Origin of the sequence: Pseudomonas sp. FSL R10-2189 (assembly GCF_009600325.1) — a bacterium.
Taxonomy (GTDB): domain Bacteria; phylum Pseudomonadota; class Gammaproteobacteria; order Pseudomonadales; family Pseudomonadaceae; genus Aquipseudomonas; species Aquipseudomonas helleri.
The window spans coordinates 1-16,361 of the sequence record NZ_WIVZ01000040.1 but is presented as its reverse complement, the minus strand read 5'-3'; the positions used below and the strand labels follow the sequence as shown (position 1 = coordinate 16,361).

15 protein-coding genes are annotated in these 16,361 nt (G+C 58.9%); 3 read left to right on the top strand and 12 right to left on the bottom strand.

The genetic code is table 11. The features are described from left to right. The first annotated feature begins 6 nt into the window (after positions 1-6). Genes GHO32_RS22200 through GHO32_RS22190 form a run of 3 tightly spaced genes read left to right on the top strand, consistent with a single transcriptional unit; the run spans position 7 to position 2,629 of the window. Positions 7-1,611 carry a hypothetical protein gene (locus tag GHO32_RS22200; protein WP_153335778.1) on the top strand — a complete coding sequence of 535 codons (1,605 nt, stop codon included), beginning with the start codon at positions 7-9 and terminating at the stop codon, positions 1,609-1,611. Continuing rightward, the gene (locus GHO32_RS22195) at positions 1,604-1,837 is read left to right on the top strand and encodes an FAD-dependent oxidoreductase (protein WP_153335777.1); all 234 of its coding nucleotides are present in this window, start codon (positions 1,604-1,606) and stop codon (positions 1,835-1,837) included. The genes GHO32_RS22200 and GHO32_RS22195 overlap by 8 nt, the downstream gene beginning before the upstream one ends. Positions 1,838-1,849: 12 nt before the next feature. Then, complete coding sequence (locus tag GHO32_RS22190) at positions 1,850-2,629, top strand: NAD(P)/FAD-dependent oxidoreductase (RefSeq protein ID WP_153335776.1); 780 nt, start codon at positions 1,850-1,852, stop codon at positions 2,627-2,629. Between the two features lie 571 nt (positions 2,630-3,200). Here GHO32_RS22190 and GHO32_RS22185 read toward each other — a convergent pair. The 12 genes from GHO32_RS22185 to GHO32_RS22130 all read right to left on the bottom strand — a co-directional run. Then, on the bottom strand, positions 3,201-3,575 hold the full coding sequence (locus GHO32_RS22185; RefSeq protein WP_153335775.1) for a hypothetical protein: 375 nt from the start codon (positions 3,573-3,575) through the stop codon (positions 3,201-3,203). A gap of 140 nt (positions 3,576-3,715) precedes the next feature. Beyond that, positions 3,716-4,399 carry an amino acid ABC transporter permease gene (locus tag GHO32_RS22180; RefSeq protein WP_153335774.1) on the bottom strand — a complete coding sequence of 228 codons (684 nt, stop codon included), beginning with the start codon at positions 4,397-4,399 and terminating at the stop codon, positions 3,716-3,718. 3 nt (positions 4,400-4,402) lie between these two features. Then, complete coding sequence (locus tag GHO32_RS22175) at positions 4,403-5,131, bottom strand: amino acid ABC transporter permease (RefSeq protein WP_048369957.1); 729 nt, start codon at positions 5,129-5,131, stop codon at positions 4,403-4,405. A gap of 74 nt (positions 5,132-5,205) precedes the next feature. Further along, positions 5,206-6,012, bottom strand: a complete 807-nt coding sequence (locus GHO32_RS22170; RefSeq protein ID WP_153335773.1) for an ABC transporter substrate-binding protein — start codon at positions 6,010-6,012, stop codon at positions 5,206-5,208. Between the two features lie 180 nt (positions 6,013-6,192). After that, a complete protein-coding gene (locus GHO32_RS22165; protein ID WP_153335772.1) occupies positions 6,193-7,773 on the bottom strand; it encodes an ABC transporter ATP-binding protein in 1,581 nt (526 codons plus the stop codon). Position 7,774: 1 nt separating this feature from the next. Further along, complete coding sequence (locus tag GHO32_RS22160) at positions 7,775-8,797, bottom strand: ABC transporter permease (protein WP_123748842.1); 1,023 nt, start codon at positions 8,795-8,797, stop codon at positions 7,775-7,777. Next, positions 8,797-9,867, bottom strand: a complete 1,071-nt coding sequence (locus GHO32_RS22155) for a microcin C ABC transporter permease YejB (protein WP_048369962.1) — start codon at positions 9,865-9,867, stop codon at positions 8,797-8,799. The genes GHO32_RS22160 and GHO32_RS22155 overlap by 1 nt, the downstream gene beginning before the upstream one ends. A 1-nt stretch (position 9,868) precedes the next feature. Continuing rightward, the gene (locus GHO32_RS22150; protein ID WP_153335771.1) at positions 9,869-11,758 is read right to left on the bottom strand and encodes an extracellular solute-binding protein; all 1,890 of its coding nucleotides are present in this window, start codon (positions 11,756-11,758) and stop codon (positions 9,869-9,871) included. Positions 11,759-11,868: 110 nt separating this feature from the next. Continuing rightward, positions 11,869-14,598, bottom strand: a complete 2,730-nt coding sequence (locus GHO32_RS22145; RefSeq protein ID WP_153335770.1) for a TonB-dependent receptor — start codon at positions 14,596-14,598, stop codon at positions 11,869-11,871. A gap of 266 nt (positions 14,599-14,864) precedes the next feature. Beyond that, positions 14,865-15,266: a biopolymer transporter ExbD gene (locus GHO32_RS22140; RefSeq protein ID WP_048369966.1), complete on the bottom strand. Its 402-nt coding sequence runs from the start codon at positions 15,264-15,266 to the stop codon at positions 14,865-14,867. Then, positions 15,266-15,970, bottom strand: a complete 705-nt coding sequence (locus GHO32_RS22135; protein WP_153335769.1) for a MotA/TolQ/ExbB proton channel family protein — start codon at positions 15,968-15,970, stop codon at positions 15,266-15,268. Before GHO32_RS22135 ends, GHO32_RS22140 begins: the two co-directional genes overlap by 1 nt. 62 nt (positions 15,971-16,032) lie before the next feature. Then, the coding region (locus GHO32_RS22130) for an energy transducer TonB (protein WP_153330804.1) at positions 16,033-16,361 on the bottom strand (329 nt) is incomplete at its 5' end.

The following is a 16,361-nucleotide window of genomic DNA, read 5'->3' as shown; positions in this document are numbered from 1 at the left end:
CAGGCTATGCGGGTTATCCCTGCGCGCTTTGGTGTCTATGTGGCCGTGCGTGAAAAAGGGCAGACGGGGCCGGGATGGGGCGAAGGGGATGACAAACTGGATTTTTGGCGACCCTTGCACAAAGTGTTCAACGGTACGCAATGCATTGCCGGTTTTGATCTTCAAGTGGACCTGGAGGCTTTTCACGTCAATGAAAAGCTGCGCCAGTTTCATCTGCGTAGAGGCCAGGAGGCGGACTGGTTCGAGCCCGATCTCTCGAAGCCACCCTTCGTACAGACTCAGGCGCTAGCACAGTGGGCGGACAGTCAGCTATTCGGGCCGGGTTTATGCGTGCCGGTTGCGAAATCCCGACTGGTTGAGCCCGCTGAATACCAGGGCCAGCCGGTTTCTTTCAGTGTTCCGCCCAATGCCAGGTTTAACTACATCATCAATAAACGCTTTCAACTGCTGGACGACGGTACGGTTCGCGATTTAAACAATGAACCGGACGTCGAGGCGATTGTCGAGGCAGGCAACTATCGCGCGCTGCACTTTATCGACTTCACCGCCGAGGGCTGGATCAAGGCCGATTGCCCAGCCTTGAGTACCGCTATCGGGCTAAACGTGGCGGCGTATTCGATTCTGGCCGCGCCCGATTTCTACCCGGCCTGCGGGCAAGCTCAATTGGGTGAATGGGAACAACAGCAAGGCTTCCCCGAACGGATCTGGTACGCCGCATTAGCGGCGCTTTCTGAGCGACGAGTTGCGGGCAATCCTGACCTGGCGGGCGGGCATTTTGTCCTCGAAGACATAAGCATTACCGCTGTGTTGACCCAGGGATCACCCTCGGATGAAGGGCAAGCCGTTGGCGATTCGGCGAGCTCAAAACGCCAGTCCTGTCTGGCCGACACGGCAGCGGGCACCTTCAGCCCCGGTTGGGAGATTGCCGGTGATGGTCAGGCATGGGTGCCTAAATACATGTGTGCTTATTTGCTGGGCAGCCCGTTTACAGAAGATGTGCGGATCTGCTCGGCAGCAGGGGGCTATTGGCCTGCGGTCACCCCGGACAGCGCAAGGACCTTTGAACCCTATGGTCCAAAACCGACGATTATTCCACTGACGGACACCGAAATAGGGTTATCGGGGCAAGCCTCGTGGGATGGACTGACGGGGCCGCGCCTGATCATCGTGGATGGGCGTCAAGTGGTCGAATGCACGGCGTATGCGTACAGCGATTACACCCGCAATGCACTGGACGGGCAATTGTCGTTGCACCTGACAGGGCAGACCTCCCAGGCTGAGTATCAACAGCGGATTCTGGCCATGCAGTCAGCCTACGCAGCAGTAGGGGCGGGTGGCAGCCGTTTTGAGCAGGGCAAATGGTCAGTGTTGTCCTTCATGCCGGTCAATAGTGTTGATTGGTCGCTGCCAAGAGCCTATCTAAAAGCATGGTCCACGCTGCAGGAGCAGGTGTTTTTCTTTCGGATTTACCGCTACGGCACCATATCGATCCCCGCCGATTACACCAAGCGGCACATAGAGGTACTCGAACTGGTTGAGCTTTATATCGGTGATGAGTCCTTGCTGATAAAGCGCAACGACCAACCGTGGCTGATAACACCGCGTGGCTGATCCGGATGTGGTCATTGTTGGCGCCGGCCCGGCCGGTACGGCTGCCGCCATTTTATGTGCGCAGCGCGGGTTGCGGGTGACATTGCTGGAGCAAGCGGCTTTCCCTCGCACTCGTCCTGGAGAAACGTTGCCGCCCGGGGTTGAAGCCGTGCTGGACCAACTTGGCATCGCGCAAGCAATCAACCAGGGCGGCTTTTTGCGTCACCCGGGCCATGCCGTGAAATAGGCGGGCGAGCGGTTGTTTAGCGCGTTTGGTGAGAGCGCCAGCGGGCCGGCGTTGGGGTATCAAATCCCGCGCGAGACACTCGACAGCTTGCTCCTGGTCCGTGCCGCCGGGTTGGGCGTTGAGGTGGTGCAGCCGTGTCGAGTACTGGGCGTGCTTCGTGAGCGGCAGCAGGTTTGCGGCGTCAGCACGGCGCAAGGTGACAGGCTGGCGGCATGGGTTATAGATGCCAGCGGTGGCAATGGCTGGCTGTCGCGCCAACTGGGCTTGCCCTGGCGCACCTATTCCCCCCGGTTGCTCGCCCACTATGGCTATGCAACGGGCGACTTGCCTGAAGGCGCTGAGGTGTGCGGGATAGAAGCTGATCCGTTTGGCTGGTACTGGATGGCCAAGATTCGCAGCGATTTCTACCACTGGACGCGCCTGTGTTTTACCAACGCGGGCCACCATCAGGCTGTCCCGCCAGCGGTTTTCAAACCGTTGCGTGCCAGTGGCCCCGTTCGCGGTGCTGATGTCACGTGGCGTCTCTGCCAGCAGGCCTGTGGCGACGGTTTTTTTATCGCGGGTGATTCTGCTTTCGTGCTGGACCCTTCATCCGGGCACGGCGTAGTTAAGGCACTGATGACGGGCATGATGGCCGCGCATGCTGTGGTTGAGTCCCTGAGCACCCCTTGGCACGTGCTTAGCATTCAGCAGCAATACCAGTACTGGATCAACGACTGGTTTAATCGTGATCGGCTCAAAATGAGTGAGTTTTATCGCACTCACCCATTTGCACCTGAGTGGTGCGATTAGATCACGCTGCAGGAGGGGCCGCCCCGTCTTCGACGCCGCGCTGTCGCGCAGCAAACAGGCCGCCGAGTATCTTCAGCATCCCCCAATCGGTTCCCTCTCCTTCGGGAGAGGGCTAGGGTGAGGGGGCTCTTGACTTGAGTACATATCCGTTGCTGCGGCAACGGCCACTTAGGGTTCCGGCCTTACGCCGCGTCACTTTGCAAAAGCGGCAAAGTAACCAAAACGCTTTTGCCCCTACCCCTCGGTGCCTCGCTTTGGCTCGGCATGCCCTCACCACAGGCCTTGCTCCGTAGGCCCGCCGCGATCGGCCATCCATGGCCGTGTCGCGGCTAACCCGGCGTCCTGCCGGGTTACCCACTGCGCAAAACCTGCGTTCGGCCAGCGTGGTTTAATGGGGCCTTTTAGATCAAGATCAAAAGATCGCGAGCAAGCTCGCTCCTACAAAGCCTTTAAAATCAATCACTTATTTTATGTTTGATAGGAGCGAGCTTGCCTCGCGATCTTTTAACGATCAAAAGATCGCGAGGCAAGCTCGCTCCTACAGGGATTTGTGCAGCGCTAGGCGTCTAGATCAGGCAAACCATTTGTTCCGGGCTTCTGCCAGCAATTCGTGCATGAGCGCTTCAACATCAGAGACGCTCAGTTTGCTGAATATGTGCCCGTCTTCGAATGTCCACTGCTTGCTGAAAATTCCCACCAGACCTTTGGCATAGGCTTGCACGGTCTCCCACTCCAGGGTGTCATTGCCCAGTGCAAGCAAGTCTTGACTGAACGTCACTTTGGGCCCGTTCGCACTGTGAACCGTGGTGATGTAGAGTTGCTCGCAGTCGGTCCCGTGCTGCTTGAGTCGTTCATTGAGAAAGTCGCGCACCTGAGCGTTGTAGGCGCCAGCGCCTGCTTTGCCACCGACCGTTGGCGCGTCATTGTTGTTGTCGATCATGTTCAAGGTAAAACTCCTTTTATTACAGCCGGCCTATCCAGCTTCATGCTGTGAGAAATTCGGCCGGCAAAACCTTTCGATGACCTATTGGAACGCTTATTGGCCGTTTGCCTGCGGTACATAGTTATGGCACGTTGTAACAACAGTTATCGGGGCTGGGCCTTGGGCTTGATCAGCCGGTTGGCAATCAGGTCCAGGCTGCTGCAAAACACGAAGTACACCAGCGCGACAAACAGGTAGATCTCGGTTGGGTGCACCATCACCCGGTTGCTGACCTGGGTCGCTACAAACGACAACTCACCCACGCCAATCACGTACGCCAGCGACGTGTCCTTGATCAGTGAAATCCATTGGTTGAGGAACGACGGCAGCATCATCGGCAATGCCTGCGGCAGGATGATCAAGCGCAACACTTGCCATGTGCCCAGCCCCAACGCTTTGCCCGCCGCCCATTGCCCCGCCGGTAAACTGCTGATGCCCGCGTACACCGAATGCGCAAGGTAGGCGCCGCCAATCAACGACAGGGCGCAGACCACGGTGGCCAATGCCGGTACATCGACATTGAACACAATCGGCAGCAGAAAGTAGCTCCAGAAAATCAGCATCAGCACCGGAATGGCTCGCAAAAACCCCAATACGCCGAGCAATACCCAGCGCACTCTGGAGCGAATCATCACCAGGGCAATGCCCAGCACCAGGCCCAAGATGGCCGAAATCACTCCCGAAAACAGGCTCAGCACCAGCGTCAATGCAGCCCCGCCCAGCGGGCCGTTGGGGTAGGCGCCGATCAAGAAGTACGACAGGTTGTCGCTAATCACCGAAAAGTCCATGGCTTAGAGCACTCCCTGCCGATACCACTTGCTGCGCGCAATCAACTGCCCGATGACTTCAAGCAGGGCGATGCTCAATACATACAGCAGTGTGGCGAAACCGAAGGCCTGGAAGGTCTTGAAGGTTTCGGTTTCGACCTGACGCGATGCATAAGACAGTTCCGCCAAGCCGATGGCCATGGTCAGCGACGAGTTTTTCAGGGCATTCATGTATTGCCCCAGCAGGGGCCCCAGTGCGGTGCGCAGAGCTTGCGGGAAGACGATGTAGCGCCACACTTGCGCCGGTTTGAAGCCCAGCGCCAACCCGGCGGCACGTTGCTCAAGGCGCACCGAACTGACGCCTGCGCGGAACTCCTCGCAAATAAACGCCGCGGTGTAGAGCATCAGGCCCCAGAAACCGGCGAGAAACTCAAAGGACGGCCATTCAAGCTCGAACAGACCCAGGTCGAGACTGCGCGGCTGGTTTAGCCATACCACCAAGCCTTCGGGCAGCATCGCCGTAACCCCGAAGTACCAGAAAAACAGCTGCACCAGCAGCGGCGTGTTACGAAATAGCGCCAGGTATGCCCGTGCGGGCCATGACCAGAGGCGCGAGGGCGAGATCCTCGCCAGGCACAGCAAAAACCCCAGCCCGGTGGCTACCAGGCAGGTCAACAGCGATAGGATCAGGGTGAGAACAAAACCATCGAACAGCCAATGCAGGTATTGCGGGGCAAGCAGTTCACCGAACATAAACAGCGTCCATCCAGAAACAAACAAACCCGTCCGGTTGTCCGTGACGGGTTATTCAGTGTTGCTAGCGCGACTTAGCTCTTGTCGCCGATTTTGTACAGGCGGGTCAGCGGGGTTTTGGTGTTCGGGCCGAACCAGGTGTCATAAATTTTTTGCGCCTGGCCTTTGGCTTCAAGCTCGGTCAGGGTTTGGTTGACCACGTCGGTCAGGGCCTGTTCACCTTTTGGAATGCCCACGCCGATCAGGTCATTGGAAATGGTGAATGGCGGGACTTCGTACTTGTCTTTGTCCGGCACATTGGCCAGCAAGCCGATCAGTTTTGGGCCGTCCTGGGTAATCGCCTGGACGTTGCCATTGCGCAGGGCGGTGAAGGCGAACGGGGTGTCATCGTAGGCAATCACTTTGGCGCCCGGGAATTTCTCGCGCAGCACGCCTTCGTTGACCGTGCCTTTGTCGACGCCAACGCGCCATTTGTTCAGGTCTTGCTCGGATTTGAGGGTGCCTTTTTTGACGATAAATTGCTGGCCCGAGGCGAAGTACGGAATGCTGAAGTTCACCTGTTCGGCGCGCTCAGGGGTGATGGTGAAGTTGGCCAGTACCAGGTCGACCTTGTTAGAGAGCAACAGCGGTACGCGGTTGGCCGGATTGGTCGGTTGCAGCTGCAGTTTCACGCCCAGTTTGTCGGCGATGGCCTTGGCGTAGTCCACGTCCAGACCTTCGATTTGCTTGCTTTTAGCGTCCACAAAACCGAATGGCGGGTTGCTGTCAAACGAAGCCACGCGCAGTACGCCGGACTTTTTGATGTCATCCAGACGATCAGCGTGGGCCAGGCCCGACAAAACAGCCAATGTCAGCGCGGTGAGGGCAGTGAGTTTTTTCATTTCGTTCTCATCATGAGTTAGAAGATTTATGACGAGAGTCTTGCAGGAAAATGTGCTTTTAAAAAAGAATATAAAACGATTTAAATATTCCATTTGTTTATATGTCTGTAGGAGCAAGTTTGCCTCGCGATCTTTTAAAAGATCAAAAGATCGCGAGGCAAGCTCGCTCCTACAGCCGGTTCAAACCGTCACGCTGCTGGCTTGAAGCAGCTCACGGGTGTACGGGTGTTGCGGGTTGCCGAACAGGGTTTGCGCGTCACCTTGTTCCACCACTTTGCCGTCCTTGATCACGATCATGTCGTGGGCCAGGGCATGCACCACCGCCAGATCGTGGCTGATAAACAGGTAGGTCAGACCGTGCCGGGCCTGCAAGTCACGGAGTAAATCCACCACTTGTTTTTGCACGGTGCGGTCCAGTGCCGAGGTCGGTTCGTCGAGCAGGATCAGGGCCGGTTCCATGATCAGCGCCCGGGCGATAGAGATGCGCTGGCGCTGGCCGCCCGAGAACTCATGCGGGTAGCGGTGGCGGCTCTCCGGGTCGAGCCCCACCTCTTGCAGCACGCGAATCACCGCGGCTTCACGCTCTTGTTCGGTGCCGATGCCGTGAGCCAGCAAGCCTTCGCTGATGATCTGCTGCACCGACATTCGCGGGCTCAAGCTGCCGAAGGGGTCCTGGAACACCACCTGCATTTGGCGACGCAACGGCCGAAGCAGGTCCTGATTAAGCAGGTTGAGCTGTTTGTTGCCAAACCGGATGTCGCCCTCGGACTCCACTAACCGCAAGATCGCCTGGCCCAAGGTGGATTTGCCCGAACCGGACTCACCAACAATGCCCAGGGTCTTGCCTTTTTTCAGCTCAAAACTGACCCCGTCCACGGCCTTTACGTAATGCCGCTCGCGGCTGAACAGGGGCTTGGGCAGGGGAAACCAGACTTTCAAGTCGTCGACTTCCAGCAGGTTGTGCCGGTAATCGCAGGGCACCGGGCTGCCGCTGGGTTCGGCCTCGATCAGCATGCGGCTGTAAGGGTGTTGCGGGGCTTTAAACAGATCCTCGCAGGTGGCCTGCTCGACAATTTCACCGCCGCGCATCACGCACACGCGCTGGGCGATTTTGCGTACCAGGTTGAGGTCGTGGCTGATCAGCAGCAACGACATGCCCAGACGCTGTTGCAGGTCGATCAGCAGTTCCAGAATCTTCTGCTGCACGGTGACGTCCAGTGCGGTGGTCGGCTCGTCGGCGATCAACAGTTCAGGCTCGTTGGCCAGCGCCATGGCGATCATCACCCGTTGGCGCTGGCCGCCAGACAGCTGATGCGGATACGCATTAAGGCGTTTGTGCGGGTCGCGAATGCCCACCAGGGTCAGCAGTTCCAGGGTGCGTTCACGGGCGGCACGTTTTTTCAGGCCTTTGTGGGTGATCAGCACTTCGCTGATTTGCTTTTCAACCGTGTGCAGCGGGTTGAGCGAGGTCATCGGCTCCTGGAAAATCATCGCGATGCGATTGCCGCGCAGGCTGCGCAACTGGCTGTCGCTGGCGTTTACCAGGTCGGTGCCGTTGTAGCGGATGCTGCCTTGGGTTTCCACACTCTTGCCCGGCAACAGGCGCAGGATCGAGTGCGCCGTCACCGACTTGCCCGAGCCCGATTCGCCCACCAGCGCCAGGCACTCACCCCGGTGAATATCCAGGTTGATGCCGTGCACCACTTCACGCCCGGCAAAGCCGACGCGCAGGTCACGTATTTCAATCAATGTGTCGTTCATCTCAACTCCGGGGATCAAACGCGTCACGGCAGGCTTCACCGATAAACACCAGTAACGACAAAATCAGTGCCAGTACGCAGAACGCGGTCAGGCCCAGCCACGGGGCTTGCAGATTGCGCTTTGCCTGACCGATCAGTTCACCCAGCGAGGCGGTGCCGGGCGGCATGCCGAATCCGAGAAAATCCAGAGCGGTGAGGGTGGCAATCGCGCCGGTCAAAATGAACGGAATGTACGTCAGGGTCGAGGTCATGGCGTTGGGCAGAATGTGCCGACGCATCAGCGCGCCATTGGTCAGCCCCAGCGCCCGTGCGGCTTTGACGTATTCCAGGTTGCGCCCGCGCAAAAATTCGGCGCGTACCACGTCGACCAGGGCCAACCAACTGAACAGCGCCATGATGCCCAGCAGCCACCAAAAACTCGGTGCCACAAAGCCCGACAAAATGATCAGCAAGTACAGCACCGGCAGCCCGGCCCAGACTTCTTGCAGCCGCTGGCCGATGAGGTCCACCAGGCCGCCATAAAAGCCCTGCAAGGCACCGGCGGTAATGCCGATCAAGGCGCTGACGGCGGTGAGGATCAAGGCAAACAGAATCGAAATTCGTGCGCCAAAAATCACCCGGGCCAGCACGTCACGGGCCTGTTCGTCAGTGCCTAGCCAGTTGGTGGTGCTCGGGGGGCTGGGCGCCGGTTCTTTGAGGTCGTAGTTGACCGTGTCGTAGCTGAACGGAATGGGCGCAAATAGCATCCAGCCGCCCTGGTCGGTGATCAACTTGCGTACGTAATCGCTGCTGTAGTCCGGCTCAAAAGGCAGCTCGCCGCCAAAGTCGGTTTCGCTGTAGTGCGACACAATCGGAAAGTACCAATGGTCTTTGTAGTGCACGGCCAGCGGTTTGTCGTTGGCGATCAATTCGCCGCCCAGGCACAGCACAAACAGGCCGACAAATAACCACAGCGACCACCAGCCACGGCGGTTGGCCTTGAAGTGGGCGAGGCGTCGACGGCCCAGAGGAGAGAGGGTAAACATCAGGCATTCCTCGCCGAGAAGTCGATACGGGGGTCGAGCAGGGTGTAGCAAATATCGCCGATCAGTTTGATCAGCAGCCCGAACAGGGTGAACAAAAACAGCGTGCCGAACACCACGGGATAGTCGCGTGACACCGCGGCTTCGTAGCTCATACGGCCAATGCCGTCGAGGTTGAAGATGGTTTCGATCAGCAAGGAGCCGGCGAAAAACACCTCGATCAACGCCTGGGGAATCCCGGCCACCACCAGCAACATGGCGTTGCGCAGCACATGGCCGTAGAGCACGCGTTTTTCGGTCAAGCCCTTGGCCCGTGCGGTGACCACGTACTGGCGGCTGATTTCATTTAAAAAGCTGTTTTTGGTGAGGATGGTCAGGGTCGCAAAGCCGCCGATCACCAGCGCGCTCACCGGCAGCACCATGTGCCACAGGTAGTCGGCGATCTTGCCGAAAAAGCTGAGGCTGTCGAAGTTGTCCGAGACCAGCCCCTGAATCGGGAACCAGCTCAGGTAACTGCCCCCGGCGAAGACCACGATCAGTAAAATGGCGAACAGGAACGCGGGCATGGCGTAGCCGACGATGATCGCGGTGCTGGTCCACATGTCAAAGGCACTGCCGTTGTGAATGGCCTTGCGAATGCCCAGCGGGATCGACACCAGGTAGGTGATGAACGTGGCCCAGAACCCCAGCGAAATCGTCACCGGGAGCTTTTGCAGGATCAGGTCGGTGACCGTGGAACCGCGAAAAAAACTGCTGCCGAAATCCAGTTGCGCGTAGTTCTTGAGCATCAGCCACAAGCGCTCGTGCATCGGTTTGTCGAAGCCATAATGTTTGGTGATTTCTTCGATAAGGGCCGGGTCAAGGCCGCGGCTGCTACGGCTGGCGCCTGCGCTGTGGGCGGCCATTTCGCCGCCACCGCCGCCGACGGAGGCACCACTGAACCCCTGCAAGCGGGCAATGGCCTGATCCACCGGGCCACCGGGAGCGGCCTGCACGATCAAAAAGTTGACCACCAGAATGCACAGCAGGGTGGGGATGATGAGCAATAAGCGACGACTGATGTAATGCCACATCTTAATGATTCTCTGCCGGAGTGTTGGAAGCAGGCGCGTTGGCCTTGTTGAACTGCGCGTTGCTTTGCGCGGTTTTGCTGACTTCCCACCAGGTGTTCAAGCCCTCGTCGTACTTGGGCTCTAGCGCCGGGCGACCGAAGCGGTTCTGGTACACGGTCGGGGTGCCGATGGAGTAGTAGTTGGGGATCATGTAATAACCCCACTGCAAGACCCGATCGAGGGCGCGGGCGTAATGCACCATCTCCTCGCGGCTGTTTGCTTGCACCAGCCCGTCCAGCAGGGTGTCGACGGCCGGGTCACGCAGCACAAAGGCGTTGGACGCGCCGGGCTGGGTGGCGCTGCTGGAACCGTACATGTCGTACATTTCGCGGCCCGGCGAGACGATGGGCTGGCCGCTGCGCGGGAAGCCCACCACGATCATGTCGTAGTCACGGGCGTTGAGGCGGTTGATGTACTGCGCAGAGTCGATCTTGCGGATGTCCATGTTGATGCCGATCTGCGCCAGGGTGCGCTTGTACGGCATGATCATGCGGTCGAAGCCGCCCTGGCCGTCGAGAAAGGTGAAGCTCAGTTGCTCTCCCTTGGCGTTGACCAGTTTGTTGTCTTTGGGTGTCCAGCCGGCTTGTTTGAGCAATGCCAGGGCTTGCAGCTGTTTGTCGCGGATGTAGCCGCTGCCATCGGTTTTCGGCGCCTGATAGACCTGGGTGAACACCTCGTCGGGGATCTTGCCGCGCAGCGGTTCGAGAATTTCCAGCTCGCGGGCATCGGGCAGTGCGGTGGCGGCCATTTCACTCTTCGGGAAGTAGCTCTGCTGGCGCACATAGAAGTTGCGCATCATCTGCTTGTTGGTCCACTCAAAGTCCCACAGCAGGCTCAACGCCTGACGAACGCGGCGGTCCTGAAAAAACGGGTTTTGCAGGTTGAAGGCAAACCCTTGCGCAGCACCCGGTTTGTCTTTGGCAAACACCCCGCGTTGCAGGCGCCCGTCGGTCAGCGCCGGGCTGTCGTAGCCAATGCTGAAACCGGTGGCCGAGAACTCGCGGTTGTAGTCAAACGCACCGGCCTTGAGCAGTTGCCGGGCGATGTCGGTGTCGCTGTAAAAGTTCACCGTCAGGCGGTCGAAGTTGTACATGCCCTTGCTCACCGGCAAGTCTTTGGCCCACCAGTTTTTGTTGCGCTCAAAGGTGATGCTGCGGCCGGGGTCGACGTGCGACACCGCATACGGGCCGCTGCCCAGCGGGGGTTCGAAGCCGCCGCCAGTGGCGAAGTCACGGGTCTTCCACCAGTGTTCGGGCATGATCCGCAGGCTGGCCAGGTCGAGGGCCAGAGTACGGTTCTGGTTGTTCTTGAAGTCGAAACGGATTTGCAACGGGCCTTCGATGACCACGTCTTTGACCTCGCCATAGACCATGCGGTAGCCCAGGCTGCCCTTGGTCATCAGGGTGTTGTAGGTGAAGGCGACGTCTTGCGCGGTGATGGGGGTGTCATCGGCAAAGCGGGCCTTGGGGTTCAGGTAAAAGCGCACCCAGAGGCCGTCCGGGTCACGTTCCATCTTTTGCGCAATCAGGCCGTAGACCGTGTAAGGCTCGTCCAGAGAACGGAACGCCAGGGGCGCGTACAACCAGTCATCGACCTGTGCAACGCCGGTGCCTTGGTCGATGTAAGGGACGATGTAGTTGAACTGGCCGATTTCCATCGAGGCCCGGCTCAGCGAGCCGCCTTTGGGCGCGCCGGGATTGACGTAATCGAAGTGCTGGAAGTTGTCCGGGTATTTGGCTGCTTCGCCGTACACCGTCAGCGCCTTGCTGGGCGCGGCGCTCACACTCAGGCACAGGCATGACAGCGCAGGTACCAGCAGTGAGCGAAGCAGGGGCAGGAAGAGTGAAGACATGATGGGGTTTCCTTGTACCGCGTGTGGAGCCCTGCAGGAGCGAGTCTCGCGATCTTTATTGAAGGTCAAAAGATCGCGAGGCAAGCTCGCTCCTACAGGGGGGCTATCACTTAGAAGTGGTAAGTCGCACGGGCGAAGAAGGTACGGCCCATCGGGTCGGCGTAACGAGGGTCGTAACCGCTCTGGAAGTTGTAAGCCTGATTGGAGAACGGCGGGTTGCGGTCAAACATGTTTTTGACCCCTACATCCAGGTCCACGGTTTTGTTGAAGGTGTAGCCCCCCGAGATATCCCACAGAGCGTAAGAGGCTACGCGCGAGTGAGTATCGGTGTCGTAGTCGTTGTAGCCGCTGGTGAAGCGGTTGACCAACGAAGCACGGTAAGGGCCCAGGTTCCAGGTACCGCTCAGCACGTGTTTCCAGCGCGCGATCATGCCAGTACCTTCAAATGCACCGACGTTGTCGGTGTAGTCGCCGCCGATGGTGGTCTGGTAGTCATATCGCGACACGTAGGTGCCTTGCAGGCCCAGGCCGAACTGGCCATACGGAGTGTTCGGAAACTTGTAGTCGAGTGTGACGTCAACACCGCTGGTTTTTACTGCGCCCAGGTTGGCCAGGCCGGTTTGAACGTAGTTGAGCGAACCGTCAGCATTGCGGATATAGCGATCGGCATACGCATTCGGGTCATCAAAGACGGTGGATTCCGGGAACTCGGCGATCTGGTTGGCGATGTGGATCCACCAGAAATCCAGGCCCATCGACAGGTTGCGCACCGGCTGGTAGACAAAACCCAAGGTGAGGTTGCGTGCCTTCTCTGGGGACAGGTCAGTGTTGCCACCGGTACGGTTATGGAACTGCTGGCCGCAGTCGCGACCGGCATTGCCGCCAGGTTGTACAACGCCACCGGTACACAGTTTCGGGTCGTTGTAGTAGCCCTGGGTGAATGTGGTGTATTGCGGGTTGTACAGCTCATACAGCGACGGAGCGCGGAAACCTTCGCTGTACGCGCCACGCACCACCAGTTCTTTGATCGGCTGATAACGGAACGAGTATTTCGGGTTGGTGGTGCTGCCAAAATCGCTGTATTTGTCGTGACGCACGGCCGCCGACAGTTCAAGGCTGTCCAGCACCGGTACGTTCAGCTCGGTGTACACCGCCTTCACGGTTCGATCACCCTTGACACTGCCGTCCGGGTCGACGCCCAGGCTGGAGATGTCTGCTGCGTATTGCTCATAGCTCTGATGGAAGTTCTCCTGACGGAATTCACCACCGATAGCCAGACCTGAAGAACCGGCACCGAACCAGTCTCCGATTTCGCGGCTCATGCGTCCGTCAATTCCAGTTACCCGGCCTACTGATGACGAGTACTGGCCGTGATAACGATTGGCGTCAATCAATGCCTGGCCAGCAGCACTTTGCGGGCCGAACGGGTTGATGATGCCGTCGGCGATGCCGTCAATCATGGCGGCGTCGCTGACATATCCCCCAGTGACACTGGAGATGACCTTGTTCTGGTTGTACGAGGCGCCGACGTTGTAATCCCAGCCCTTGGCGATGCCGTCGAAGCTCAGCACCAGACGCTGGCTGGTGTTCTGGTCTTTAGAGGCGCGCGCACCGGCGGCGGTTTCACGCCAGTTAAAGTCGATTGGCTGGGTCGGATCGAAGTTGGGGTTACTTGACGCCGGGGTGATCCCATTACCTGGGAAGTAGGGGGACGACGGGTCCATGGTCATGCCCGTCAGCGGTGCAGGGCCGACCTGTGTCGCGTTATTGTTGCGTGCAAAGAAGTATTCGAGATTGACGTTGTCGTCGTCAGTGATTTTGCCAGTGGCTTTACCAAAGAATGAGGTCTTTTCAGTCGCTGGCAGCAGGTCGATGTAATTACGTGTATCAAAGCGGCAAACGCCCTGGCGTGCCACCAGGTCGGGACCATTACAGTTACCCGCTGACAATGGGTTAGTGCTGACGCCACCCTGGCTGTAGTTGGACGGGTAGGAGGTGCCCGAGGTCTGATCCAGGCCACGACCCGGGGCGTAGCTGGTGGCGAAGGTTCGGTCCTTGGCCCGCAGAGCGTCCTGTTTGTTGTATCCGACAACACCCATGACGTTGAATCGGTCTTTGTCCAGGTCACCATAGCCCCAACTGGCGCTTATGTCTTTTGAGGTGCCGCCACCGCTTGCGTCAGCGCCTTCACCGCCCAGTGAGAGAGTGCCGTCGGTCATGGATTTTTTAGTGATGAAGTTGATGACCCCGCCAATCGCATCGGTGCCGTACAAAGCCGATGCGCCGTCACGCAGGACTTCAACCCGGTCAATCGCGGCGAAAGGGATGGTGTTCAGGTCAACGGCCGAGCCATCAATTGCGTTGTTGCCCAAACGGCGTCCGTTAAGCAGCACCAGGGTTTTGTTGGCACCTATACCGCGCATGTCGGCAAAGCTTGAGCCGCCTGTGCCTGCCCCTACAGAACTGGCCGAGTTACGAATGGACTGGTTGCCCGTGACCCGCTGCATGACTTCTGCAGTGGTGGTCACACCTTCGTTGCGCAGTTGATCGGCGCGCAGAATGGTGATGGGCACGGCGGTTTCTGCGTCAACCCGGCGGATCGCCGAGCCGGTCACTTCAACACGGTCCAGCTGCGTGGTAGGGGCGGGGGCGGCCGTTGCATCGGCGCTCACGGCGGCGCTGCTGACGGCACTGCCCGCATCGTCGGACACGGTGGCTTCTGCTGCCTGCAACTGGCCTGCGCTCATCCCCAGAGCAACCAGATACAGCGGCACAAAACGATGGCGCTGCAAGCTTGCAACGAGCGGTTTGAGGGTGAAACCTGAACTCTTCATCTGCATGGTTATTTCCGACTTTTTCAGACGATTATTGGAATGGCCTTGTGAGCCCTCATGACTCCAGTTGGGTTGTGTCGACCCGTGGCAAAACACTTTTTTCAAGCAAGCCGCTCCCCTGCGCGGACTGACAGCGTTCGCGCGCGGCATGGTTACAGCGGGAAGTCGGTCTCTGTGGCCGCTGCCGCAGGCTGCGATGGGTTGCGAAGCGACCCGCTTGAAGGTCCCTCGGCCCTTATCGCAACCTTCAGCAGCGGCTGCAGAGGTGAGCGTTACCGAGCAGTCATCACCGAAATCTTGGTGATGCCCGAGCGCTCAATCGAGGCCATGGCCTTGGCCACTTGCCCGTAATTGACGCCTTCGTCAGCCTGGAGCTGAACCCGTACTTCCGGGTCCTGGGCCTTGACGTCCTGCAGGCTTTTTTCCAGCAGCTCGGGGGCCACTTCGTTCTTGGCCAGGAAGAACTTGCCGTCCTGATCCACGCTGACCACCACCGGGTCTTTCTTTTTCTCGGTGGCCACGGCGTCGGTCTTGGGCAGGTTGATCTTGATGGCATTGGTCATCATCGGCGTGGTCACGATGAACACCACCAGCAGTACCAGCATCACGTCCACCAGCGGGGTGACGTTCATTTCACTGAGTACTTCATCGCTGTCTTGAGTTGAGAAAGACATCAGCTTGCCTCCCGCACAGCGGTGCGCTTGGTGGAAATAGGTTGGCGGTCGATGGCGAAAGCGCTGCGCTGGGCGAGGGCGTCGAAGTCATGGGCAAAGTCATCCATGGTGGCCGAGGCCATTTTCAGGCGACGCAGGAAGAAGTTGTAAATCAGCACCGCAGGCACGGCCACGGCAATCCCCACGCCGGTGGCAATCAGGGCGTGGCCGATGGGCCCGGCCACGGTTTCCAGGCTGGCGGAACCGCTGGCGCCGATGCTTTGCAAAGCTTCCATAATCCCCCAGACGGTCCCGAACAGGCCGATGAAGGGCGCGGTGCTGCCGATACTGGCGAGAATCGCCTGGCCGCTTTCCAGGGCGCGGCGTTCTTTCTGGATTTGCTGGCGCAGGTTGCGCTCCAGGCGATCGGCGCGGTTGATGGTGTTGGCCAGTTGCTGGGTGGTACGTGGTGTGTCATCGACAATCATGGCTTCAAAGCCGCTGTTGGCGATGCGGGCCAGGGCGCCGGGGTACTGGCTGGCGTGTTCGGCGGCGGTGAGCAGGTCGGGGGCGGCCCAGAAGGCCTTGGTGAACTGGTTGTTCTGGGCTTTCTGACGCAGGTATTGCGATGACTTGATGAGCAGCAAGGCCCAACTCACCACCGAAAAAAGCACCAAGGCCCAAAGTACCCCAGGGACAATCATGGAAGACAGAGACTCGTTCATGGCTATACCTCGCACTGCGGTTAAATAACGCGCTAATTAATAAGTGTCGGAACCCGGCGGGGTTATTCCGGCAATTTGAAAGCAATGGTCTGGGTGGCGAACCCTTCTATGGGCGTGTCCCCGCGTTTGGCCGGGACAAACTTCCAGTTACGTACAGCGGCGACGGCGGCGTCATCCAGCGCTTGTTTGCCGCTGGACTTGATGACCTCTACCGAGCCTGCGCGGCCGTTAGGCAGCACCTTGATCCGCAGCCCTACCGAGCCTTCCCAGTTACGCCGCAAGGCGATGGACGGGTATTCCGGTGGCGGGTTGCCGAGGCTGGCCAGCCCCGAAATGGCCGCTGTTTCCTTGGCCGGGCCTGGCGCTGCGGCCGGGGCGGCGGGTGCAGCAG

Bases quoted from the DNA above. Each gene is read 5' to 3' on its own strand.
- GHO32_RS22200 (WP_153335778.1), top strand. From the start codon at position 7: ATGCGGGTTATCCCTGCGCGCTTTGGTGTCTATGTGGCCGTGCGTGAA.
- GHO32_RS22180 (WP_153335774.1), bottom strand. From the start codon at position 4,399: ATGGACTTTTCGGTGATTAGCGACAACCTGTCGTACTTCTTGATCGGC.
- GHO32_RS22175 (WP_048369957.1), bottom strand. From the start codon at position 5,131: ATGTTCGGTGAACTGCTTGCCCCGCAATACCTGCATTGGCTGTTCGAT.
- GHO32_RS22170 (WP_153335773.1), bottom strand. From the start codon at position 6,012: ATGAAAAAACTCACTGCCCTCACCGCGCTGACATTGGCTGTTTTGTCG.
- GHO32_RS22165 (WP_153335772.1), bottom strand. From the start codon at position 7,773: ATGAACGACACATTGATTGAAATACGTGACCTGCGCGTCGGCTTTGCC.
- GHO32_RS22160 (WP_123748842.1), bottom strand. From the start codon at position 8,797: ATGTTTACCCTCTCTCCTCTGGGCCGTCGACGCCTCGCCCACTTCAAG.
- GHO32_RS22155 (WP_048369962.1), bottom strand. From the start codon at position 9,867: ATGTGGCATTACATCAGTCGTCGCTTATTGCTCATCATCCCCACCCTG.
- GHO32_RS22150 (WP_153335771.1), bottom strand. From the start codon at position 11,758: ATGTCTTCACTCTTCCTGCCCCTGCTTCGCTCACTGCTGGTACCTGCG.
- GHO32_RS22145 (WP_153335770.1), bottom strand. From the start codon at position 14,598: ATGCAGATGAAGAGTTCAGGTTTCACCCTCAAACCGCTCGTTGCAAGC.
- GHO32_RS22140 (WP_048369966.1), bottom strand. From the start codon at position 15,266: ATGTCTTTCTCAACTCAAGACAGCGATGAAGTACTCAGTGAAATGAAC.
- GHO32_RS22135 (WP_153335769.1), bottom strand. From the start codon at position 15,970: ATGAACGAGTCTCTGTCTTCCATGATTGTCCCTGGGGTACTTTGGGCC.